The organism is Nocardia acidivorans NBRC 108247 (genome assembly GCF_001625085.1).
Classification (GTDB): domain Bacteria; phylum Actinomycetota; class Actinomycetes; order Mycobacteriales; family Mycobacteriaceae; genus Nocardia; species Nocardia acidivorans.
In genome coordinates this window covers 55,148-76,643 of record NZ_BDAW01000027.1, presented here as the reverse complement: position 1 = coordinate 76,643, position 21,496 = coordinate 55,148, and the positions used below count along the sequence as shown (strand labels likewise).

Here is a 21,496-nt window from a genome sequence, read left to right as displayed (position 1 = left end):
CCGATGAGTGCCTACGAAGCGCTGGTCCGCGAGTACGAGTCCGGGGTCGGTATCTCCGGATCGAGTATGCCCGCCCTCGATCCGGGAACGAATTTGGCTGCGACGCTGCCGGTGTGGTCGCTGGCCGGGGGTGCGGTGGCGAGTTTCGCGGCGGCGGCCGATCGGCGGCGAGTGGCGCACGGGCTCACACCGCTCGAGAGCGTCCTGGATCCGGCCCGGGTCGCCGCGGCGTTCTCGAGTGAGCGGTTGTTCCGCGTCGACGGCACGCCCCCGGATGCCTTCGCGGAGCTGTCGGGCTTCTTCCCGACCGCGGACGGTTGGGTGCGAACGCATGCCAATTACTCGCATCACCGCGAAAGGTTGCTGACCGTACTCGGATTGCCCGCCGACGCCGAGCGCGCGACCGCCGTGGCGCGGATGGCCGAGCTCCCCGCGGCCGAGATCGAGGATCGGGCGGGCGTATCGGGTGCCATCGCGGTGCGGGTGCGCACCGAGCGGGAGTGGGCCGACAGCCCGCAGGGCGGGGCCGCGGCCGACGGACCGCTGGTGGCGGTGGAGCCGCGCGCGGATCGCGGACCGGTCGAATCCCCAGCCGCCGCAACGCAGATGCTGCCGCTACGCGGTGTGCGGGTGCTGGATCTGACCCGGGTGATCGCCGGTCCGGTGGCGACGCGCGCGCTCGCCCTGCTGGGTGCGGAGGTGTTGCGGGTGGATCCGCCACAGCTGCCGGAGATTCCGTGGCAGTTCCTCGACACGTGTCAGGGCAAGCACTCCACGCTCTTGGATTTGCGAACCGAACTACCCGTTTTCACCGAGCTATTGCGCACCGCGGATGTGCTCGTAACAGGTTACCGACCGGGCGCTTTGGAACAACTCGGTGTACATGCGGCAGAAATTCGGCCAGGAATTGTGCACGGCCGGGTTTCGGCATGGGGTGAGCGCGGCCCCTGGGGGGCACGACGCGGTTTCGACAGTATTGTGCAGGCCGCATCCGGAATTTCGCTGATCGAAGGCACGCTGGGAAATTCGCAGGATGCGTCCCCGGTGGGCGCACTCCCGGCACAGGCGCTGGACCACGGCAGCGGGTATCTGCTCGCCGCCGGGGTGCTGGACGCGCTCACCGCCCGCGAACAGGACGGGCTGGGCCGGGATGTGCGAGTTGCGCTGGCCCGCACCGCATCCTGGCTGTTGCGCGCGCCCGGCCGCGCTCCGGAGCACGGACCGGCGAATATCCCGGGATCTGAGTACACGGTCGAGCATGACGGGGTGGTGACGGCCGCGCCCGCGCTCAGCGAATATCCGGATTACCCCTGGCCCGCTTCGCAGTACGGAACACATGGCCCGAACTGGACACTCCGACCGGCCGGTTTTCACTAGGTTTCCGGGTTCACGATCGCCTGCACGCACACCCGCAAACACATCCGCGAATAGTGCGAATTCCCTTCGTCCATATCGTTTTTGTGTCGTTAATAAGTGAGATGCTGGGACCGACATCGATATTGTCGGCACTTGCGTCGGCGTGCGGATGGAGGAAGTCATCGTGGACACACCAGGCCCCCTGCTGACCAACGCAGCGGTAGATCCCACCCGCGGAGTGGGTCGCCGGGAATGGGCGGGGTTGGCCGTACTCGCGCTGGCCTGTCTGGTGTACTCCATGGATCTGACGGTTTTACATCTCGCCGTCCCCCAGATCAGCGCGGAGCTGCGACCGACCAGCTCCCAATTGCTCTGGATCATCGACGTTTACGGTTTCCTGGTGGCGGGTCTGCTGCTCACCATGGGCACCATCGGCGATCGGATCGGCCGGCGGCGACTACTCATGGCCGGTGCGGCCGCCTTCGCCGCGGTCTCGCTCATCGCGGCGTTCGCGCCCTCGGCTCCGGTGCTGATCGGCTGCCGCGCGGTGCTCGGGGTAGCCGGGGCAACGCTCGCACCGTCCACACTCTCGTTGATATTCACCATGTTTCCCGATCCCGGTCAGCGCTCGGTCGCGATCGGGGTGTGGGTCGGGTCGTATTCGGTGGGCGGCTCGATCGGACCGCTCGCGGGCGGGCTCATGCTCGAGCACTTCTGGTGGGGTTCGGTATTCCTGCTCGCGGTGCCGGTCATGGCGCTGCTGCTGATTCTGGCCCCGCGGGTGCTGCCCGAGTTCCGTGATCCGAACGCGGGCAAGATCGATCTGCTGAGCGCGCTGATGTGCACCAGCGCGGTCCTGCTCGTGGTCTTCGGTATGAAGAAGGTCGCCCAGGACGGGCCGGTACCCGTCGCCATCGGCGCGGTGGCGGCCGGGATCGTCGTCGGCGCCACCTTCGTGCGCCGGCAGCTCACCGCCGCCGATCCCATGCTGGATCTGCGCCTGTTCCGGCTGAGCAGTTTCCGCATCGCGCTGACCATCAATATGGTCGCGATCTTCGCCGCGTTCGGGTACTTCCTGTTCGTCGGCCAGTACTTCCAGCTGGTGCTGGGCATGTCACCGCTGCGTGCCGGAATCGCCACCATCCCGGCGGGATTGGGCTTCATGATCGGCTCGCAGCTGGCGCCCCGATTGAGCCGGGCGGTGCGGCCCGCCTATCTGATCGGGGTGGGCATGGCCATGGCGGCGGCCGGACTGCTGCTGCTGACCCGGGTCACCGAACAGGGCGGGGTGGGAATCACCATCGCCGCCTCCTTGCTGGTGTCGTTCGGGCTGGCCCCGGTCTTCGGCATCACCACCGAGCTGATCGTCGGCACCGCGCCGCCCGAACAGGCCGGAGCCGCCTCGGGATTGGCCGAAACGGGTGCGGAATTCGGTGGGGCGCTGGGTATTTCCATGCTGGGCAGTCTGAGCATCGCACTGTATCGCGGGCAGTTGGCCGATACGCTCCCCTACGGTTTGCGTGATGCCGATGTGCACAACGCGCGGGACACGCTGGGCGCGGCCATGGAGGTCGCGCACGCGCTGCCCGGCAAGCTCGGCGAGGCCGTCGCCGAGGCGGCCAAGCACGCGTTCCTCACCGGTATGCATCTCACCTCCGCCATCGCCGCCGTGGCGGCGCTGCTGCTGGCGGTCGCCGCGCTGGTGCGGCTGCGACATATCGAAGCGAACTGAGTCCGTCTACATCCCCCGGATGGCGGCGATGGCGGTCGCGAGATCGTCGCCGTCGAGCAGATCGGCGGTCGGCGCGATCATCCACTGCATGACCATGCCCTGAAAGAGCACGAACAGCGTTTTGGCCACGGCACGCGACTGCGCTTCGGTGAGATCGGGGTGCGCCTCGCGCACGTGCCGCGACATATCGTCGTATGCCTGGCCGGTGGCCTCGGCCATGAAGAGCTGCATTTCCGGATCGCGGGCGATCTGGATGCCGTTCTCCAGGCTCAGTTGCAGATTGTCGCGATTGCGCTGGATGACATCGATCAGGCCGTTCCACGTGGGGCCGACCGCGTCCCAGAGTGAGCGCCCCTGTGCCGCGTCCTTGATGGCCTGCTCGATCGCATCACCGATCTCGGTGCCGACGCCTTCGGTGAGCGCCTGCATGACCAGGTGGTCCTTGGAGCCGAAGTGGTAGCCGATGGCGGCGAGGCTGACACCGGCGGCGGTGGCGATATCGCGGGCGGTCACCTTGGCCAGGCCGCGCTCCAGGATGGCCTTCCGAGCACCCGTCAGTAGGTCTTCTCGATTTCCCATAAACCCAGCCTACCAGCGTCTTAGACAAATGTTCTAGACACACGTGCCAAAGTCTGTTAGACATATGTCTTAGACGAACGTACTTCACCACACGGGAGACATCATGAGCACCACCGCCAACACCCTCCGCATCCTGATCGCCGGCGGCGGCATCGCCGGGAACTCCGTTGCCCTGCAACTGCTTCGGGCCGGTATCGCGGTCACCGTCGTCGAACGGGCGGACTCCCCACGGCCGGGAGGCCAGGCCGTCGACCTGCGCGGTCCCAGTCGCGAGGTGGCCGAGCGCATGGGCCTGATGGAGGGCATCACCAAACACCTGCTGCACGAGAAGGGCATGAGCATCGTCAAGGCCGACGGCTCCCCCGTCTACCGCATGTCGATGGAGATGTTCGACGGCAAGGGCCCGGTCGCCGATATCGAGATCACCCGCGGCGACCTCAATGACGTGCTGCTCACCGAACTCGCCGGAACCGCGGGCGATCTCGACTACCGCTACGGCGACTGGATCGAGACCATCGATCAGGATTCCGAGGGCGTCACCGTCGGCTTCCACTCCGGGACGAGCGAACGCTACGACCTGGTGATCGGCGCGGACGGCGTGCACTCGCGCACCCGCAAACTGGTCTTCGGACCCGAGGAGCAGTTCACCACCTATCTGGGCGGCTACATGTCCTTCTACACCATCCCCACCCCCGCGGGCGCGGAGCAGGATTGGATGTCCATGCACGTGGTGCCGCGCGCCTCACTCGGCGTCCGGCCCGATTACGATCCCGCCACCTCCAAGGCGATTCTCACCCTGCGCACCGAGCAGAATCCGGCATTGCGCGGCGATATCGCGGCCCAGCACAAGCTGATTCGCGACATGCTCGCCGAGGCGGGTTGGGTGGTGCCCGAGGCCCTCTCGCACCTGGAGACCGCCGAGGACTTCTACTTCGACGAGTTGGTGCGCGTCGATATGCCCTCGCTGTTCCAGGGCCGGGTGGTCCTGCTCGGTGATTCCGGCTTCTGCGGTTCGCCGATGACCGGTACGGGCACGGCCATGGCGATTGTGGGGGCGTACCTGCTCGCCGGTGAAATCGCCGCCACCCCCGCCGATTTGGACGCGGCGCTGGTGCGCTATCAGGAGCAGGTGACCCCCTTCCTGGACAAGGCCAAGGAGATCCCGGGCGGCGGCATCCAGCTGATGCTCCCGACCTCCAAGATCGGGCTCAAGATGATGCAGCAGGTCGGCAGACTCATGACCACCAAGCTGTTCCGCCCCATCATGATGAAGATGCTGGACTCCACCCAGGACTACGTGCTGCCGACCTACTGAACACGCGGGTCTAGGCTCGAACGGTGCGGCAGAAGATCATCATGGACAACGACACCGGCATCGATGACTCCCTGGGACTGCTCTACCTCCTGGCCTCCCCCGAGGCCGAGATCATCGGAATCGCCTCCAGCGCGGGCAATGTGCCCGCGCCCCGGGTGGCGGCCAATAATCTCGCCCTGCTGGATCTGTGCCGGGCCCCCGAGCTCGAAGTGGCGCTCGGGGCGGCGGAGCCGCTGGCGATTCCGCTGCGGACCACCGAGGACACGCACGGACCCCAGGGCGTGGGGTATGCGGAGCTGCCGGTCTCCGCCCGGGCATTGTCGGAGCGGACGGCCGCGCGGCTGTGGGTGGATCTGGTCCGCGAGCATTCGGGTGAGGTCGTCGGATTGTGCACCGGGCCGCTGACCAATCTGGCGCTGGCACTGCGCATCGAGCCCGAACTGCCGCGACTGCTGCGGCGGTTGGTGATCATGGGCGGGGCGTTCAACCATCCGGGCAACACCACGCCCACCAATGAGTGGAATGTGCACGTGGACCCCGAGGCCGCCAAGGAGGTCTTCGACGCCTTCTCCGCCGCGCCCGCGGACCGGCGGCCGATCGTGTGCGCTCTGGATATCACCGAGACCATCGAGATGCGGCCCGAACACCTTGCGCTGCTTGCGGAACGGGCCGGGAGTACGCCCGTCGAGCTGGTGCGCGAGACCGATCCGCCCGAGGCGCGGTCGGCGGCGAGCAATCCGCTGGTGCGCTTCCTGACCGATGCGATCCGGTTCTACTTCGACTTCCACAAACTCTACGACCAGGGGTATCTGGCGCATATGCACGATCCGTTCGCGGCGGCGGTGGCGCTGGACCACGCGCTCGCGGTCACCAAGCCCGCGACCGTCGATGTGGAGTTGGCCGGCATCATCACCCGGGCCACCACCGTCGCGGACTGGGCGGGGATGTGGGAGCGGGAACCCAACGCCGACATCGTGATCGGGACCGATCCGGAGGTGTTCTTCGAGCGGCTGATCAGCCGGGTCGGGGATTACGCCCGCACCGTGTATCCGGAGGCCGGCGCATGAGCGAGGCGTTTGTGACCGCATTCCGGGCTCGGCTCGGACTCCCGTCGATCATCGACGTGCATACGCATTTCATGCCGGAGCAGGTGCTGCGCAAGGTGTGGGGGTACTTCGACTCCGCCGGACCGCTGCTGGGGCATCGGGAATGGCCGATCACCTATCGCGATGAGGAGCAGGTGCGGCTCAAGACCCTGCGCGGCTTCGGGGTGAGCGCGTTCACCTCGCTGGTGTACCCGCATCGGCCGGATATGGCGGCCTGGCTCAATGAGTGGTCGGCCGATTTCGCCGCGCGCACACCGGATTGCCTGCACACCGCGACGTTCTATCCCGAACACGGCGCGGACAGTTACGTCCAGGCCGCGCTCGGCGCGGGTGCGCGCATTTTCAAGGTGCACGTGCAGGTCGGGCATTTCCACCCCGGTGATCCGCTGCTCAACGAGGTGTGGGGCATGCTCCAGGACTCGGGCACGCCGATCGTCATCCACTGCGGATCCGGTCCCGCGGCAGGGGAATTCACCGGTCCCGAGCCGATTGCCGAACTGCTGCGCCGGTTTCCGCGGCTGCGCCTGGTGATCGCGCATATGGGCGCGCCCGAATACAGCGAATTCCTGGATCTGGCGGAGACTTACGATGAGGTGCTGTTCGACACCACCATGAACTTCACCGATTTCTTCGAGGCCGCCGACCCGTTCCCCGTCCATGAGCGTCCGCGGCTGCGGGACCTGGGCGATCGCATTCTGTTCGGCAGCGATTTCCCCAATATCCCGTACGCCTACGGGCACGCCCTGCACTCGCTGGAGCGGCTCGAACTCGGCGACCACTGGCTGCGGCAAGTGTGCCATCACAATGCCGCGCGGGTTTTCGGGCTCGAATAAGGGACTTTGGGCCATCCCCGGGCGGCGCGTCCGGGGCTATGTTGATCGCGGGACCCCCGACAGATTGGACGGGCCATGATCAACGTCTTTCTCGTCGACGATCACGAGATCGTGCGGCGCGGACTGATCGATCTTCTCGAGGGCGATCCGGAGTTGACCGTTGTCGGGGAGGCCGGGGATGTGGCCCAGGCGCTGGCCCGGATTCCCGCGCTGCGGCCCGATGTGGCGGTGCTCGATGTGCGACTACCCGATGGCAACGGCATCGAACTGTGCCGCGAATTGCTCGACAAACTGGACGATCTGCGGTGCCTGATCCTCACCTCGTTCACCGATGAACAGGCCATGATGGACGCGATACTGGCCGGGGCCAGCGGATATGTGGTCAAGGACATCAAGGGGATGGAATTGGCCCGCGCCATCAAGGAAGTCGGGGCGGGACGATCACTGCTGGACAATCGGGCGGCCGCGGCGCTCATGGAACGGCTGCGGCGCAGCACCCGGCCCGACGGGCCGCTCGCCGGGCTCACCGATCAGGAACGGCGACTGCTCGATCTGCTCGGTGACGGACTCACCAATCGGCAGATCGCCGAACGAATGTTCTTGGCGGAGAAGACAGTCAAGAACTATGTGTCTCGATTGCTGGCCAAACTCGGGATGGAGCGGCGCACCCAGGCCGCGGTGCTGGCATCGCGCCTGCGCTCGGGTTCGGCCGCCGGTCGGGCGAAGTGAGTCGATTCAGCCCGCATTGGCCGACTGCTGCGCGGCCTGACCCTCCGCGATGTCCTCGGGCGTGAAACGCATGCGCAGGGCCACCAGGCCGGTGGCGGCGGCAATGGCGGCCGAGCAGAGGAAGGCGATGCCGTAGCCCATGGCCAGGGCGTGCACCTGGGAGCCGGTGGCCGGGGCCGAGGGGTCGGTGGTGCCGCCCTCGGTACGGACGCGCGCCGAGACGGCGGCCCCCACCGCCACCAGACCCAGTGCGCCACCGAGGCTCTGGGCCACCTGGGCGAGTGCGGTGAGCGGGCCGATATCGGCCGGGCGCACACCGGCGATGGAGGACAGTGTCAGCGGGATGACGGCGAAGCCGAAGCCGAAACCGATGGTCACGGCCGCGATGACGATGACCGGGAAGTAGGCGGGGCGGGTGTCGACAATCGTTGCGGCGTAGACGCATCCGGCGAGAATGACCGCGCACGCGATCAGTACCAGCCAGCGGGGCGGCACCCGCAGCGCAAGTCGGGACGACATGGTCGCACCGATGGCCAGCGACACCGCGAACGGGAGAACGGACATACCGCTCTGCAAGGGCGAATAGTGCAGCACACCCTGCAGGAACATGGAGATGAACACCGACAGGCACATCATGATCGCCCCGGAGAGCCCGACGGCCACCAGCGCGGCGACGCGATTCGGATTGTGGAACAGCGTGAATGGCAGCAGCGGATTCGGGGCGCGGCGCTCGACCACCACGAAGGCCGCCAGCAGAATTACCGCCGCGATCGCCGGAATGGTCACCAGCGGGCGGGTCAGCCCATTCCCGGCCTCGTTCAAGGCAAAGACCGCCAGGGTCACGCCCAGGGTGCCCAGAATCGCGCCGGGCACATCCAGCGCGGTGCGCGCACCGGTCGATTCGCGCAGGCAGACCAGCGCGCCGACGGTCACCAGCACCCCGATCGGCACATTGATGAGAAAGACCAGCCGCCAGGAGATCTCGGTGAGCACGCCACCCGCGATGAGCCCGGCGACCGATCCGACCCCGGTGAGCGCGGCGAAGACCGCGAACGCCTGACTCCGCGCCTTGCCCGGCGCGTAGGTGGTGGCCACCAAGGCCATCGAGGTGGGTGCGGCAATAGCCGCCGCCATCCCCTGGAGGGCCCGTGCCCCGACGAGAACCGCCGGGTCCCAAGCGATTCCGCACAGCAGTGAGCTGAGCGTGAACATGCCGACCCCGAAGGTGAACACCCGCTTGCGCCCGAAGGTGTCCCCCAGCCGTCCGCACAGCAGCATGAGTCCACCCAGCGCCAGCACGTACGCGGTGACGATCCAACTACCGCCCGCCTCCGACAACCCCAGCGCCCGCCGAATATTCGGCAGCGCGAGCGCGACCACCGTCCCGTCCAACACCACCAGAAGTTGCAGCCCGCCGAGCACGAATATGGGTGCGCCCCAAACCCGTTCCTGTCCGATGGTCGCGGGCCCGGCCGCGGAGACGATCATGAGAGCCGACCCTACAGAGCGGCGCTCCCCGGCGGCAGTGCCCGGAATCCGGCTGTATGGACTCGACCACCTCACCACCGTTCCGTTCAGGGCGCGGCGACGTGCCCCGCGCACGTGTTCGGTGGAGCAGGTCGTTCATATTCGGGTGGGTAGTGAGCAGGTCCGACTCTCGAGGGGCGGCATGCGAGCGCGAATTGCCGTGGCTGTGGTGGCGGTGCTGGCCCCGACGGGGTGCGGGGGCTCCGGTGATTCCGGGGAGCCCCGCGTTTGGCGGCACAGTGCACCGGACAGCAGGGCGCCGCCGATCTCGCGCTCGGTATGGCCGCCACACCCGCCGAGGCACGGTTCACCGATGACGCCGCCGCACAGGTGCCGCGGACTTCGAGGCACGCACCGATCTGCCGAAGGCGGCGACCACGCTGCCGGTGTACATCATGCGCGGTGACGACGACAAACCCGTGAGCACCGCGTGGTCGACCGAGGCGATCGCCCCAGATGTGCGCGCTGCGCACGCCCGTCCACGATGTCGTCATCCCCGGTGGGCACAGCGCGCCGGACGCCGCGCCCGATCAGTGGACGGGATGGATCGGGGACCTGATCGCCGATACCCCGATCAGCTCGACCCGCCCGCACTAGCGGGTGATGAGGAAGTCCTCGTCGTGAGGGTGGGTGAGGATGTCGGTCATCTTCTTGCGGTTGAAGGGCCACAGGTCGATGGCTCCGCCTTCGGTGAAGTACCAGGAGTTGCAGCCGGTATTCCAAACGGTGGGGCCGAGGGCTTCGGCTACTTCGTCGTTGAAGCGGATGGTGGCTTCCTCGGTGACTTCGACGGTGGTCAGGTCACCGTGCGGAATCGCCGCAGCCATTCCACGATGTGGCGGGCGGTGAGTTCGGCGGAGTACTGCAGGGAGATGGAGCCGGTGGGTGAGTTCGGGCCCAGCACGGTGAACAGGTTCGGGAAGCCCGGAATCGCGGTCATGGCGTAGGCGCGGGGGCCTTTGCTCCAGGCATCGTCGAGGGTCAGGCCGTCGCGGCCGCGCAGCCGCATCGGGCGCATGTAGTTGTGGGTCTGAAAACCGGTGGCCAGCACCAGGACATCGATATCGTGCTCGCGGCCGTCGGCGGTGCGGATACCGGTTTCGGTGATCTCGGTGACGGCCTCGGTCACCAGCTCCGCGTTCGGGGCCTGGATCGCCCGGTAGTAGGAGCCGGAGATCACCTGGCGTTTGCACAGCGGCTGATAGTCGGGGGTCAGCTTCTCGCGCAGTTCGGCATCGCGGACCTGCACGCGCAGGCACAGCCGGGCATAGGACTGCACGAGCGAGCGCCGCCAGCTCGGCCGGGTCACGATATCGGCGAGAATCCCCGAGCCCCAGAGCAATCCGTCGTAGAGCGCGGCATTCACCGCCGGTGCGGCCCGCAGCGCGGCGCTCACGATGCGCGGCTGCGGTAGGTTCATCGGAGCCCAGAGCACCCACTGCGGGGTGCGGGCGAACTGGGTCAGGTGTGCGGCCGTGGGCTGGAGCGCGGAGACGATCTGCACACCGGTCGAGCCGGATCCTATGACCGCGATGCGCTTTCCAGCCGTTTCGACCGCATCATCCCACCGCGCGGTGTGCACGATCTCCCCGGCGAATCGGTTCAGGCCCGGGATGTCCGGCGTATTCGGGGTGTGCAGCACACCGGTGGCGGCGATCAGGAAGTCGGCGGTGTACTCGCGCCCATCGTCGAGCGTGACTCGCCAACGCCCGGAATCGAATTCGGCATCGACGACCTCGGCGTTCAATTCGATCCGCGGTGCCAGGTCGAAGCGCTCGACCACCTCGCGGTGATACCGCTGAATCTGCTCGCCCGCGGCGAATACCCCGGGCCAGTCCGGTTTCGGGGCGAAGGAGAACTGGTAGAGGTTCGACGGCACATCGCAGGTGAGTCCCGGGTACCGGTTCCAATGCCACACTCCCCCGACGTCGGAGCCCTTCTCCAGAATCGTGAAGTTCTCGAATCCGTGCTGCCGCAGGGTCACAGCGGTGGCGATACCGGCGACTCCGGCGCCGATGATGAGTACTTCCGGTTCGCGGTCGAGGGTCATGGCCGGTCCTGTCGGGGGGCTGGGTGGTCGTCGAGCCGGTGCCGCAGCACTTTTCCACTTGGGTTGCGCGGAATCTCGGCCAGGCGAATGAATTGTTTGGGCGTTTTGTAGCGTTCGAGCCGGTCGCGGACGTGCTGTTTGAGTTCGTCGTCGGCGGGTTCGGTTGCGCCGGTGACGATGTACGCGCGCAGCACCTGCCCGTACTCGGGGTCGGGGATGCCGATGACGGTGACATCGGTGACGGCCGGATGTTCGGCGAGGGCGTTCTCCACCTCGCGCGGGTAGATGTTCTCGCCGCCGGAGACGATCATCTCGTCGTCGCGGCCGTCGATATAGAGCCGCCCGTGCGTGTCGAGGTGGCCCATGTCGCCGGTGTTGACGTAGCCGTCGACGATCTCCTTGGTCGGTGCCGATCCGGTCGGATCGGCGGTGTAGCCGCTGAATCCGATTCCGCCGCGGACGAAGATCGCACCGGTCTCCTCGGTAGCCGCGGGTGTGCGGTCCGCACGCAGGACTCGCACGCTCACGCCGATAATGGGTCGGCCCACCGTCTTCGGGGAGTACGCCAGATCGTCCGGGGTGGCGAGGGCGACCACGCCCGCCTCGGTGGAGCCGTATCCGTTGAGCAGCGGGCCGAAGTCGCGCAGGAAAGCGGCGATGACCGCCGGTGGGATCGGCGCGGCACCGGTCAAGGCCAAGCGCAGTGAGCCGGTCCGGTAGCGGCGGCGGATATCGTCCGGCACCGCGGTCAGGCGCTGGATCATCACCGGCACGCCGATGAAAACCGTTGCGCGATAACGCTCTATATCGGCCAGGGTGATCTCGGGATCGAAGCGGCGGCGCGCGATGACGGTCGCGCCCAAGGCCAATTGTCCGGCGAGCGCGGCGACGCCGAATCCATGGAAGAACGGCGGTGCCACGACCACCACATCCTGACGCCGCAGGCGGCTGGCGGCGGCGAGCGAGGCGGCGGCCTCCAACGCCGGGCGCAGGCCGACATTTCTGCCGACGCCCTTCGCCATACCGGTGGTGCCCGAGGTGAGCAGGGTGATCCGGACCGGGCGTCGCACCGGCGGCGGTGCCGAATGTCGTTGGCGGGCCAGCTGATCCAGCGTCGGCAGCGCCGATTCCGTATCCGGTTCGCACCAGGCGCGCACCCGTGTCCCGGTATAGCCGGTTTCGGTGAGCGCGCCGAGGAACTCGTCATCGTGAATGAGCGCCTCGGGCCGGTGCCGTTCGAGAATGCGGGCCAGCTGCACGGGCGGCAGTTCGGTATTGAGGAAGACCAGTTCACAACCCAGGCGGCTGCCCGCGATCACGGCCTCGGCGAAGCCGCGGTGATTGCGGCACAGGATCCCGATCGAGCGCAGCCGGGGGTCGATGGCGTGCAGCGCACCGGCGATGGTCTCCGAGCGCCGCACCAGATCGCGGTAGGTCACCGCGCCGAGATCGTCGATCAGTGCGATTCGATCGGGATGACGCGCCGCGCTGACCGCGACGAGCAGGCCCAGTGATCGACCGTACGAGTGGTAAGCACGCGCGATCGAGAGCGCCGCGCGCGGCCCGACCGGTCGCAGCGCACCGGAAGTGGTGATGGCGGAGAGCGCTGTGCGCCAGCCGATTACGGAGCTATTCGGCATCGCACGACCCTGTGCCGTTGACCGCGCGCAGAGCGGCGTCGGTATCGCCGAGGCGGCGGTACACGCTGGTGAACGCGATCTCCAGCGGAACCCTGGCCAGCGGCACCACCGCCGAGGTGAGGTAGCCGTAGGCGGGAATCATGAAGCGCGGCTTGGCGATCAGCGCCCGCGCGATGACGGTCGCGGCCTCGGCGGGGGTCTGACCGGGCAGCGCCGACATCCAGCGGCTGGGCGCGCTCATCCGGGTGTGCATGAGCCCGGCGTAGATGGTGGTGAGGGTGACCCCGTCGGGTCGCGCCTCCATGCCGACCGCGCGCATCCAGACATCGAACCCGGCCTTGGAGGAGAGGTAGAAACCCCATTTCGGCGCGACCGGGAACAGTACGCCGACCGTGGAGACATTGACGATGTGCCCGCTGCGCCGCGCCCGCATGCTCGGCAGCAGGGCCAGTGTCAATCGCATCGGGCCCAGATAGTTGGCGCCGGCGGTCGCGGTCAGATCCTTGGGCCGGTCGTAGGAGAGGTGAATCGATCGCCGCAGGGACTTCCCGGCATTGTGCACCAGGTAGTCGACCCGTCCGAACCGGTGCAGGATCTCGTCGGCGAAGTCGGTTATCGACGCCGGATCGGCCAAATCCAGGCGGATGGCCACGGCCGTGCCGCCGGCGGCCTTGATCTCGGTGGCGATTGCCTCGAGCTCGTCCATGGAGCGGGCCCCGAGGACCACGGTGGCCCCGGCCGCGCCGAGCAGCCGGGCCGACTCCGCGCCCACACCGTGTGACGCGCCGGTGATTACGGCGATCTTGCCGTCGACCTCCCGGCGCAGACGCGCCGGATCGGCGATACCGCGCGGGCCGATGAGCCGGGCCGCGGCCCGACCGATCGGTCCCGCGGCGAGCCCGTTGGACGGGCGGTGGACGGTATCCACTAGCTGGTCTCGTTTCGTTCGGGTCGGCGCGCGTGATCGATATCCAGCAGCGCCGCAATGGTTCTGGAGGTGAGAGTGATGCCGGGATCCAGCGCGAGGGCGGTCTGGATGGTGGCGAATCCGGCGGCGAGCACCAGGCTCTGAAGGTGCTCCCGATTGCGCTCGGGTTCATTGAGCCAGCGCGCGGTCGCGCCCTCGACAAAGGCCAGCCAGCCGTCCATGGCGATGCGCAGCGCCGAACCGTCTCCGCTGGAGACGATTTCAGTGAGCAGGGCCGAGGTCAGTCGGTCGCGGTGGCCCTGATGCTGGGCGGCCAATCGCTCGTCGACCCCGGTGCGGGGTGTCATGACGAACGAAAGACCTTCCCGCTGCGCAAAATCCAGATAGATGCCGAAGCCGCCGATCAGGCGTTCCATGGCCGGGCCGCGCAATTGCTGGAGCCGGTCCCAGAAGTCGTCGAAGACGGCCTCGTGCACCGCGAGATACAGCTCGTATTTGCCGCCGAAGTGATAGCCGATGGATCCGGCGGCCACCCCAGCGGCCGTGGCGATATCGGCGATCGACACCTCGTCATAGCGTTTGATCGCGAAGGCCGCGCGGGCCGCGGCCAGGATCGTGCCGCGGGAGCGTTGTCCGCGCCGGTTCGCGGAAGGACCCCCCGAACCAGTTTTTGAATCGCGTTCAACTTCCTGCACGACGGCAGGATATCCAGGTTTCTGAACGGAATTCAAGAACTGATTTCCGGGCCGCCCGTCCGCGCCGATCGCGGTGAGCACAGCGCCGAGGACGGCGGACGGGTCGGCCGGATCGACCGCGCGCCGCACGCCCACGCCGATGGCCAGGGCGAACACGGCCTCGATGAGCGTTTCCGGGCCGACGAGGGCGGCGAAACTCGACCGCGCCGCGCGCAGCGAGGCCGCCAGGCGCTCGCGCAGCGCATCCCGGTGCCGCAGGGCCGCGACCACCTCGCATTCCAGCAGCGTCACGGCCGGGTCGCCGAGCGCCCGGTCGGCCCATTCCCGCAGGCGCGCAAGCTTTTCCGACGCATCGGCCGCTCCCGCGACGGCCGCGCCCGCATCCCGCAGGCGCTCGGCGTAGACGCCCTCCAGCACGGCCACCCCGAGTTCGGCCTTATCGCCGAAGTTCGAGTACACCGCCCCGCGGGTGTATCCGGCTTCCTCGGCGATGCGCTCCATCGGCACCCCGGCCAGCCCGTGGGCGAGAAAGAGCTCCCGCGCGGTGCCGACGATCGCCGACCGCGTCCGCTCCCGATTCTCGGATCTGGTGGGACGCGCCACGCGGGCCTCCTGAGCTGCCACCGAAACGATTTTTGCTACAAATACAGAGTGTATCCGAAGTCCACCGGTCTCTGAAGGCGTCCCAGCGCATCACCAAGGGCAGATCCGCTGCCCATCCCCCGACCCTCCGGTGACCGATTACTGCCATTCGACCGAATTCCGTTGTGGTTCAAGAGCGTTCAGCCGGTAATCTGGGAACCTGCCGAGGGAGCGACCGTGAAGCGAAACCTGTTCCTGATCATGGCGCTCATCGCCGTCGTATCGACCTTCCACTACGCCACGACCGCGGGGCACTACGCACTCGTCGTCGCCGCCGGAGTCGCCACATCCTTCCTGCTCATCGACAAATCGAACAGGGTCTGACGCGGTTCGGCATTCGCGGGCGACCGGTGAGGTGTCTTCGAGTTCGAGCAGTTCGAAATCCTCTCCGATCTTCATTGGCGGCATCATGTCGCCGCACTGGGTGGCGAAAAATAGCCAGTGGCACTCGAGAAGGGCTATACGCGAGCGGATTCCGACGCGACGCTCGCGCGCTGATCACGGGAATACGGTGGCAGCGGGTGAATAATCCAGTGATGCGCCGCAGGTCGATAGTCCTGATCATCCTGTCCGTTCTGATAACTGTATTGATGCCGGGAACGTCGGAGGCCGATCCCGGTGCTGGGTCCGCGGTGGGTTGACCGGCCGCAATGCGGTTGCGGGGACATCGATGTCGGCGGCCTCGGCGTTGGCGCATCAGGCACCCGGCCGATATCAGGTGGTGGGGCATTCAGTGGGTGCACGCGCACCAATGACGCGTTCGCGCGGGCGATGGCGCGGTCGGAGCCGCGACTGTTCGGGGCGAACGCGGACAATATGTGGTCACCGGGTGACCCCGCCTGGATCGCGAATGATCCGGTCGTCGACGCCGAGCGCTTGCGCGGTGTCGCGCTCTACATCTCGGCGGGCCGTCTCCGACGACCTCACCGGACCGGGCGTGACCGTGCTCGCCGCGGTCCGAGGTCAGTGCCGATCGAAGGCTTGCAGCAGTTGTTCGGCGGCCAGGGCGGGGGTCAGTGACCCGTCCCGGACCTGCTTCTCCACTTGCGCACGAACGGATTTCACGTTCGGGTTGTCCGAGAGTCGGCGGAGCAGGCTGTCGTTGACCATGGTCCAGGTCCAGTCGATCTGCTGGCGGCGGCGCTTCTCCGCGAATTCGCCCGCCTCGGTCAGCACCTTGCGATGGGTGCGGACCGTATCCCAGAACTTGTCCAGGCCAACACCATTGAGTCCGCTCATGGTGATGACCGGTGGGTGCCACAGGGAATCGCGCGGGTGGATCAGGCGCATGGCGCCGGCGAGTTCGCGGGCGGCGGCCTTGGCCTCGAGTTCGTGTGTGCCGTCGGCCTTGTTCACCGCGACCAGATCGGCGAGCTCGAGCACGCCTTTCTTGATGCCCTGCAACTGATCTCCGGTGCGGGCCAGGGTCAGGAAGCAGAATACGTCGACCATATTGGCGACGGTGACCTCCGACTGCCCGACACCCACGGTCTCGACCAGGATGACGTCGTAGCCCGCGGCCTCGAGCAGCACGATGGTTTCGCGGGTCGCTTTCGCCACGCCGCCGAGGGTGCCCGCGGTGGGCGACGGCCGGATGAAAGCGTTGCGCTCGACCGCGAGTCGGGCCATTCGGGTCTTGTCACCCAGGATGGAACCGCCGGTGCGAGTGGAGGACGGGTCGACCGCCAGCACCGCCACCCGATGCCCCTGTTCGATGAGCGACATGCCGAGCGAGTCGATGAAGGTCGACTTGCCCACACCCGGAACCCCGGTGATGCCCACACGATTGGAGACGACCGCGTCGGCCGCCGGAGTCAGGCGCAGCAGCAACTGCTGCGCCAGCTCGCGATGATCGCCGCGATTCGATTCGACCAGTGTGATGGCGCGCGCCAGACCCGACCGCTCCCCCGCGCGAATGGAGGCCGCGAGCTGGTCGACATCGATGGTGCGTTGGGCGGCGCGAGCGGCGGGCCGGGGTCCCCCGGTCCCGCCCACTCCGGCGGTGGTGCCCAGTCGCGGGTGGGGTTCACCCGCGGCCGGGCGCACGGCGTCGCTCATTCGGCCGCGCCGGTGCCGATCTCATGGCCCAGCGAATCGGCCAGCTTCTTGATCAGGTCGATGGCGGCATCGGCGATGACGGTGCCGGGGGCGAAGATCGCCGCCGCGCCGGCCTCGTACAGTTCGGCGAAGTCGCCGGGCGGGATGACCCCGCCGACCACGACCATGATGTCGGAGCGACCTACATCGGCCAGTGCCTGCCGCAGGGCGGGCACCAGCGTGAGGTGGCCCGCCGCCAGCGAGGACACACCGACAATGTGCACGTCATTGTCGGCGGCCTGCTGGGCCACCTCTTCGGGGGTCTGGAACAGCGGGCCCACATCGACGTCCATACCGAGGTCGGCGAAGGCGGTGGCGATCACCTTCTGGCCGCGGTCGTGACCGTCCTGGCCCATCTTGCAGACCAGGATGCGCGGGCGGCGGCCTTCGGCCTCGGCGAATTCGTCGACGAGTTCGATGGCCCTGCTGATATTGCTCACCTTGCCGGCCTCCTCGCGGTAAACACCGGAGAGCGTGCGGATTTCGGCCTGATGGCGGCCGTACACCTTCTCCAGCGCGTCGGAGATCTCACCGACGGTGGCCTTGGCGCGGGCGGCGGCGATGGCCAGGGCCATCAGGTTGTTCTCCATACCGCCTTCGGAAGAAGCCGCGGCACGGGTCAAGTCGGCCAGGGCGCGTTCGCATGCGGCGGTATCGCGCTCGGCGCGCAGGCGCACGAGCTTCTCGTTCTGTTCGATCCGCACGCGCGAGTTCTCAACCTTGAGGACCTCGATCTCCTGGTCCTCGACCGCCTGGTACTTGTTGACGCCGATCACGGCCTGCTGGCCGGTATCGATGCGCGCCTGGGTGCGGGCGGCGGCCTCTTCGATGCGCAGCTTCGGAATGCCTTCCGAAATCGCCTGTGCCATACCGCCGTGCGCTTCCACCTCGGCGATATGGGCGCGGGCCCGCTCGGCGAGCTGATGGGTCAGCCACTCCACGTAGTAGGAGCCGCCCCACGGGTCGATCGGACGCGTGGTGTTGGACTCCTGCTGAATCAGCAGCTGGGTATTGCGCGCGATCCGAGCGGAGAAGTCGGTCGGCAGCGCCAGGGCCTCGTCGAGGGCGTTGGTGTGCAGCGACTGGGTGTGCCCCTGGGTGGCGGCCATGGCCTCGACGCAGGTGCGCGGGACGTTGTTGAACACGTCCTGCGCGGTCAGCGACCAGCCCGAGGTCTGCGAATGGGTGCGCAGCGACAGCGATTTCGCGTTCTTGGGCTCGAACTTGGCGACCAGTTCACTCCAGAGCAGGCGGCCCGCACGGAGTTTGGCGACCTCCATGAAGAAGTTCATGCCGATGGCCCAGAAGAACGACAGGCGCGGGGCGAACTTGTCGACCTCCATACCCGCCTCGATACCGGCCTTGATGTATTCAACGCCGTCGGCGAGGGTGTACGCCAGTTCCAGGTCGGCCGTGGCTCCGGCTTCCTGAATGTGGTAGCCGGAGATGGAAATCGAGTTGAACTTGGGCATCTTGGCGGAGGTGTACGCGAAGATGTCCGAGATGATCCGCATGGAGGGCTTGGGCGGATAGATGTAGGTGTTGCGGACCATGAACTCTTTCAGAATGTCGTTCTGAATGGTTCCGGCCAGCTGTTCGGGCTTGACGCCCTGCTCTTCGGCGGCCACGACGTACAGCGCCAGAATCGGCAGCACCGCGCCGTTCATGGTCATCGACACCGAAACCTGGTCCAGCGGAATCTGATCGAACAGTTCCCGCATATCCAGGATGGAGTCGATGGCGACACCGGCCATGCCGACGTCACCGGTGACGCGCGGATGATCGGAGTCGTAGCCGCGGTGGGTGGCCAGGTCGAAGGCGACCGAGAGGCCCTTCTGACCCGCGGCCAGGTTGCGGCGGTAGAAGGCATTGGAGTCCGCGGCGGTGGAGAAGCCCGCGTACTGGCGAATGGTCCACGGCTGATTCACGTACATGGTCGGGTAGGGACCGCGCAGGAACGGCTGGATACCCGGCACCGTGTCGAGCGGATAACCCTCGGCCACAATGGCATCGCGGTCGGCCTTGGTGAATACCGGTGGCACGTCGATACCTTCGGGCGTGGCCCAGGTGAGCTGTTCGGGCGCATAGTGATTCGCCGCCGCGGCCTCGGCCACGAACTTCTGGACCTGCGCCGCCTCGATGGGCGCGGTCTCCGGCTCGCCGAGTGGAACCTCGGCGAAACTGCCGATCAGATGCTTGATATCGCTCATCGCTACGCTCCCAGCTTCGACAGCAGGCCGGACAGTGCCGTCACCGCGTCCATCCGTGCCGTCAGGAATCCGTCCGGACGCTGCGCTCCGGTCAGGTCGGCTACCGCATTCTCGGCTCCGGCCAGCAGTACCGTCGTCACGCCGGCGGCGCGCAGGGCGTCGACGGCGGCCGCGGCATCGGTGCCGTAGCGCGGGTCCGAACCACACAGCACCGCGACGGTGGCGCCGGATTCGGTTGCCGCCGCGCCGATTCCGTCGGCGGTGAGGACGCCCGGGTTGATCGGTTCGATACCGCCCGAGGCCAATACGTTGGCGGTGAAGGTGACCCGCACATTGTGCTCCGAGACCGGGCCCAGCGGCACCAGCAGCGCCTTGGGGCGCACGCCATTGGCGGCGAGGTAGGCGTCGGAGCGATTGCGCAGCGCCTCGAAAGCCGCGCCGTAGCGGGCGATCGGGGCAGCCGCGCGGGCAGCCTCGGACAGCGGCTCCTCGCTCAGGTTCGGGAATTCGTTGACGCCGGTGACAGCCGACTTGCGGTGCGCCACATCGGAATCGCGCTGGACGCGGGTCGCCTCGATGCGCTCGGCGAGCAGACCCGCCTGTAGTGCGGCGAGGTAACCGCCCGCGGCCTCGATCTCCCGCATGAACTCCCACGCCTTGGCGGCGAGTTCCTCGGTGAGCGATTCGACGTACCAGGAGCCCGCGCCCGGGTCCTGGACGTGACCCAGGTGCGACTCCTCCAGGAGCAGCAGCTGGGTATTGCGGGCCATGCGCTCGGTGAACGCCTGCGACACACCGAGTTCCCCGGCGGGCAGGGCGTCGTCGAAGGGCAGGACGGTGACGATATCCGCGCCGCCGACGCCCGCGCCGAAGGCCGCGAGGGTGGTGCGCAGCATATTCACCCACGGGTCGCGCTGGGTCATCATGGCGGCCGAGGTGACCGCCTGCTGCGGGGCATTGCCGTAGTCGGGTGCGCCGACCACCTGGGCCACGCGCGCCCAGAGTCGGCGGGCGGCACGGAATTTGGCAATCGACTCGAACTGGTCGTCGGTGGCCGCGAAGCGGAAGCTCAACTGGTCCAGGGCATCCGCGATATCCGCGCCCGCGTCGGTGAGCGCGCGCAGGTATTCGAGTCCGGCGGCGACGGCCGCGCCCAGCTCCTGGGCCGCGGAGGCGCCGGCATTGTGGAATGCGATGCCGCACACGGTGATCGCGCGAATGCTCTCCGGGCGCGCCACGGCCTGCTGGGCGAGGGCGACGGCCCCGTCCAGGTCGAGGGCGGAGGAACCGGCGAACAGACTCGTCAGCGGGGTCGCGCCGAGGGAGACGCGAATTCCGGTGCGGTCGGCGACCTCGTAGCCGTCGAGTACCGAGAACAGCTGGGCCGCAGCCTCCGCCGCGGCGGGACCGGCGTCCAGGGCCAGCGGGGCCAGTTCGAAGAGCAGTCCGTTCAGGGCCGCGGGCAGCTGATCCACGGGTACGCCGCGGTCGGCGACGCCCAGCCACACCGCACTCACGCCGTTTTCCAGCGCGTCCAGTATGTGGCGGTTTACAGTGGCCCCGTCGGATCCGCCGAAGCGCTGGCTGACGAACCAGCCGCGGTGTACATCGCGGGTGGCGTCACCGCCGCGCACGAACGGGAAAGCGCCCGGCAGCGGCTGTTCGGGCAGCTCATCGCGACGCGTGTAGAGGGGGTTGACGGTCAGGCCGTCATATGTGGTGACCGCGAGCAGCTTCTCCGGCTCGTCCGGAAGTTCGGAGACCTCGACCCTGCGGGCCTTGGCCAGCACTCCGGCAACACCCTTGCGCCAGGCGGCGTACCCGGGCACCGGATCGGTGTCCGGGTCTGAAGCAATCGGCATAGCTGCTGTTCCTTCTTCCACTCACTGACCAAACGACCGGTTTGTAGTACATCCGCACTGCTCAGAGGTCATTTCGGTTAACGAGCATTCCTCGTCTTTCCCCTGATGCTAGCGGGACGATTGTGATTCCCGTCCATTGACTCTCACTACCCGCCGGTAACCTGGCAATGCGCCAACAACGCCCCCGCGGCCCCG

General features: G+C 67.5%; 16 protein-coding genes and 1 pseudogene. 8 read left to right on the top strand and 9 right to left on the bottom strand.

Annotated features, from left to right (window positions below):
* Positions 1-3 precede the first annotated feature (3 nt).
* Both NA10_RS16630 and NA10_RS16625 read left to right on the top strand, forming a co-directional pair.
* Positions 4-1,377, top strand: coding sequence for a CoA transferase (locus NA10_RS16630; RefSeq protein WP_067568790.1), 1,374 nt, complete (start codon positions 4-6; stop codon positions 1,375-1,377).
* Between the two features lie 181 nt (positions 1,378-1,558).
* A complete protein-coding gene (locus tag NA10_RS16625) occupies positions 1,559-3,088 on the top strand; it encodes an MFS transporter (RefSeq protein ID WP_067568789.1) in 1,530 nt (509 codons plus the stop codon).
* A gap of 6 nt (positions 3,089-3,094) precedes the next feature.
* On the opposite strand, the gene NA10_RS16620 is transcribed toward NA10_RS16625, so the two are convergent.
* A complete protein-coding gene (locus NA10_RS16620; RefSeq protein WP_067568743.1) occupies positions 3,095-3,667 on the bottom strand; it encodes a TetR/AcrR family transcriptional regulator in 573 nt (190 codons plus the stop codon).
* Positions 3,668-3,770: 103 nt separating this feature from the next.
* Here NA10_RS16620 and NA10_RS16615 point away from each other — a divergent pair, with 103 nt between their 5' ends.
* The 4 genes from NA10_RS16615 (at position 3,771) to NA10_RS16600 (ending at position 7,650) form a co-directional block, all read left to right on the top strand.
* Complete coding sequence (locus NA10_RS16615; RefSeq protein ID WP_067568742.1) at positions 3,771-4,982, top strand: FAD-dependent monooxygenase; 1,212 nt, start codon at positions 3,771-3,773, stop codon at positions 4,980-4,982.
* 41 nt (positions 4,983-5,023) lie between these two features.
* Positions 5,024-6,049, top strand: coding sequence for a nucleoside hydrolase (locus NA10_RS16610; RefSeq protein WP_067568788.1), 1,026 nt, complete (start codon positions 5,024-5,026; stop codon positions 6,047-6,049).
* Positions 6,046-6,921: an amidohydrolase family protein gene (locus tag NA10_RS16605; RefSeq protein ID WP_067568741.1), complete on the top strand. Its 876-nt coding sequence runs from the start codon at positions 6,046-6,048 to the stop codon at positions 6,919-6,921. The genes NA10_RS16610 and NA10_RS16605 overlap by 4 nt, the downstream gene beginning before the upstream one ends.
* 75 nt (positions 6,922-6,996) lie before the next feature.
* Positions 6,997-7,650 carry a response regulator gene (locus NA10_RS16600; RefSeq protein ID WP_067568740.1) on the top strand — a complete coding sequence of 218 codons (654 nt, stop codon included), beginning with the start codon at positions 6,997-6,999 and terminating at the stop codon, positions 7,648-7,650.
* A 6-nt stretch (positions 7,651-7,656) separates the two neighbouring features.
* On the opposite strand, the gene NA10_RS16595 is transcribed toward NA10_RS16600, so the two are convergent.
* Complete coding sequence (locus NA10_RS16595; protein ID WP_067568739.1) at positions 7,657-9,138, bottom strand: MFS transporter; 1,482 nt, start codon at positions 9,136-9,138, stop codon at positions 7,657-7,659.
* Positions 9,139-9,633: 495 nt separating this feature from the next.
* Here NA10_RS16595 and NA10_RS36790 point away from each other — a divergent pair, with 495 nt between their 5' ends.
* The gene (locus NA10_RS36790; RefSeq protein ID WP_157556559.1) at positions 9,634-9,774 is read left to right on the top strand and encodes a hypothetical protein; all 141 of its coding nucleotides are present in this window, start codon (positions 9,634-9,636) and stop codon (positions 9,772-9,774) included.
* On the opposite strand, the pseudogene NA10_RS16590 reads toward NA10_RS36790, so the two are convergent.
* The 4 genes and pseudogenes from NA10_RS16590 to NA10_RS16575 form a co-directional block, all read right to left on the bottom strand.
* Positions 9,771-11,227: pseudogene (locus NA10_RS16590) on the bottom strand (flavin-containing monooxygenase). The gene NA10_RS36790 and the pseudogene NA10_RS16590 overlap by 4 nt on opposite strands.
* The gene (locus NA10_RS16585; RefSeq protein ID WP_067568738.1) at positions 11,224-12,867 is read right to left on the bottom strand and encodes an AMP-binding protein; all 1,644 of its coding nucleotides are present in this window, start codon (positions 12,865-12,867) and stop codon (positions 11,224-11,226) included. The pseudogene NA10_RS16590 and the gene NA10_RS16585 overlap by 4 nt, the downstream one beginning before the upstream one ends.
* The gene (locus NA10_RS16580; RefSeq protein ID WP_084514800.1) at positions 12,857-13,795 is read right to left on the bottom strand and encodes an SDR family NAD(P)-dependent oxidoreductase; all 939 of its coding nucleotides are present in this window, start codon (positions 13,793-13,795) and stop codon (positions 12,857-12,859) included. The genes NA10_RS16585 and NA10_RS16580 overlap by 11 nt, the downstream gene beginning before the upstream one ends.
* Entirely contained in the window at positions 13,795-15,114 is a 1,320-nt protein-coding gene (locus NA10_RS16575; RefSeq protein ID WP_084514798.1) for a TetR/AcrR family transcriptional regulator, read from the bottom strand. The genes NA10_RS16580 and NA10_RS16575 overlap by 1 nt, the downstream gene beginning before the upstream one ends.
* Positions 15,115-15,309: 195 nt before the next feature.
* Here NA10_RS16575 and NA10_RS16570 point away from each other — a divergent pair, with 195 nt between their 5' ends.
* Positions 15,310-15,456 carry a hypothetical protein gene (locus tag NA10_RS16570; RefSeq protein WP_157556558.1) on the top strand — a complete coding sequence of 49 codons (147 nt, stop codon included), beginning with the start codon at positions 15,310-15,312 and terminating at the stop codon, positions 15,454-15,456.
* A 639-nt stretch (positions 15,457-16,095) separates the two neighbouring features.
* Here NA10_RS16570 and meaB read toward each other — a convergent pair.
* From meaB to NA10_RS16555, 3 genes are read right to left on the bottom strand one after another with little or no spacing between them, the layout of a single operon-like run.
* Positions 16,096-17,190 carry a methylmalonyl Co-A mutase-associated GTPase MeaB gene (meaB, locus tag NA10_RS16565; RefSeq protein WP_084514796.1) on the bottom strand — a complete coding sequence of 365 codons (1,095 nt, stop codon included), beginning with the start codon at positions 17,188-17,190 and terminating at the stop codon, positions 16,096-16,098.
* Positions 17,187-19,439 (bottom strand): methylmalonyl-CoA mutase, encoded by a 2,253-nt coding sequence (gene scpA, locus NA10_RS16560; RefSeq protein ID WP_067568735.1) that lies wholly within the window; start codon positions 19,437-19,439, stop codon positions 17,187-17,189. Before scpA ends, meaB begins: the two co-directional genes overlap by 4 nt.
* A 2-nt stretch (positions 19,440-19,441) precedes the next feature.
* Positions 19,442-21,301, bottom strand: a complete 1,860-nt coding sequence (locus tag NA10_RS16555) for a methylmalonyl-CoA mutase family protein (protein WP_067568734.1) — start codon at positions 21,299-21,301, stop codon at positions 19,442-19,444.
* Between the last annotated feature and the right edge of the window lie 195 nt (positions 21,302-21,496).

Bases quoted from the DNA above. Each gene is read 5' to 3' on its own strand.
- NA10_RS16630 (WP_067568790.1), top strand. From the start codon at position 4: ATGAGTGCCTACGAAGCGCTGGTCCGCGAGTACGAGTCCGGGGTCGGT.
- NA10_RS16620 (WP_067568743.1), bottom strand. From the start codon at position 3,667: ATGGGAAATCGAGAAGACCTACTGACGGGTGCTCGGAAGGCCATCCTG.
- NA10_RS16615 (WP_067568742.1), top strand. From the start codon at position 3,771: ATGAGCACCACCGCCAACACCCTCCGCATCCTGATCGCCGGCGGCGGC.
- NA10_RS16610 (WP_067568788.1), top strand. From the start codon at position 5,024: ATGGACAACGACACCGGCATCGATGACTCCCTGGGACTGCTCTACCTC.
- NA10_RS16605 (WP_067568741.1), top strand. From the start codon at position 6,046: ATGAGCGAGGCGTTTGTGACCGCATTCCGGGCTCGGCTCGGACTCCCG.
- NA10_RS16600 (WP_067568740.1), top strand. From the start codon at position 6,997: ATGATCAACGTCTTTCTCGTCGACGATCACGAGATCGTGCGGCGCGGA.
- NA10_RS16595 (WP_067568739.1), bottom strand. From the start codon at position 9,138: ATGATCGTCTCCGCGGCCGGGCCCGCGACCATCGGACAGGAACGGGTT.
- NA10_RS36790 (WP_157556559.1), top strand. From the start codon at position 9,634: ATGTGCGCGCTGCGCACGCCCGTCCACGATGTCGTCATCCCCGGTGGG.
- NA10_RS16585 (WP_067568738.1), bottom strand. From the start codon at position 12,867: ATGCCGAATAGCTCCGTAATCGGCTGGCGCACAGCGCTCTCCGCCATC.
- meaB (WP_084514796.1), bottom strand. From the start codon at position 17,190: ATGAGCGACGCCGTGCGCCCGGCCGCGGGTGAACCCCACCCGCGACTG.
- scpA (WP_067568735.1), bottom strand. From the start codon at position 19,439: ATGAGCGATATCAAGCATCTGATCGGCAGTTTCGCCGAGGTTCCACTC.
- NA10_RS16555 (WP_067568734.1), bottom strand. From the start codon at position 21,301: ATGCCGATTGCTTCAGACCCGGACACCGATCCGGTGCCCGGGTACGCC.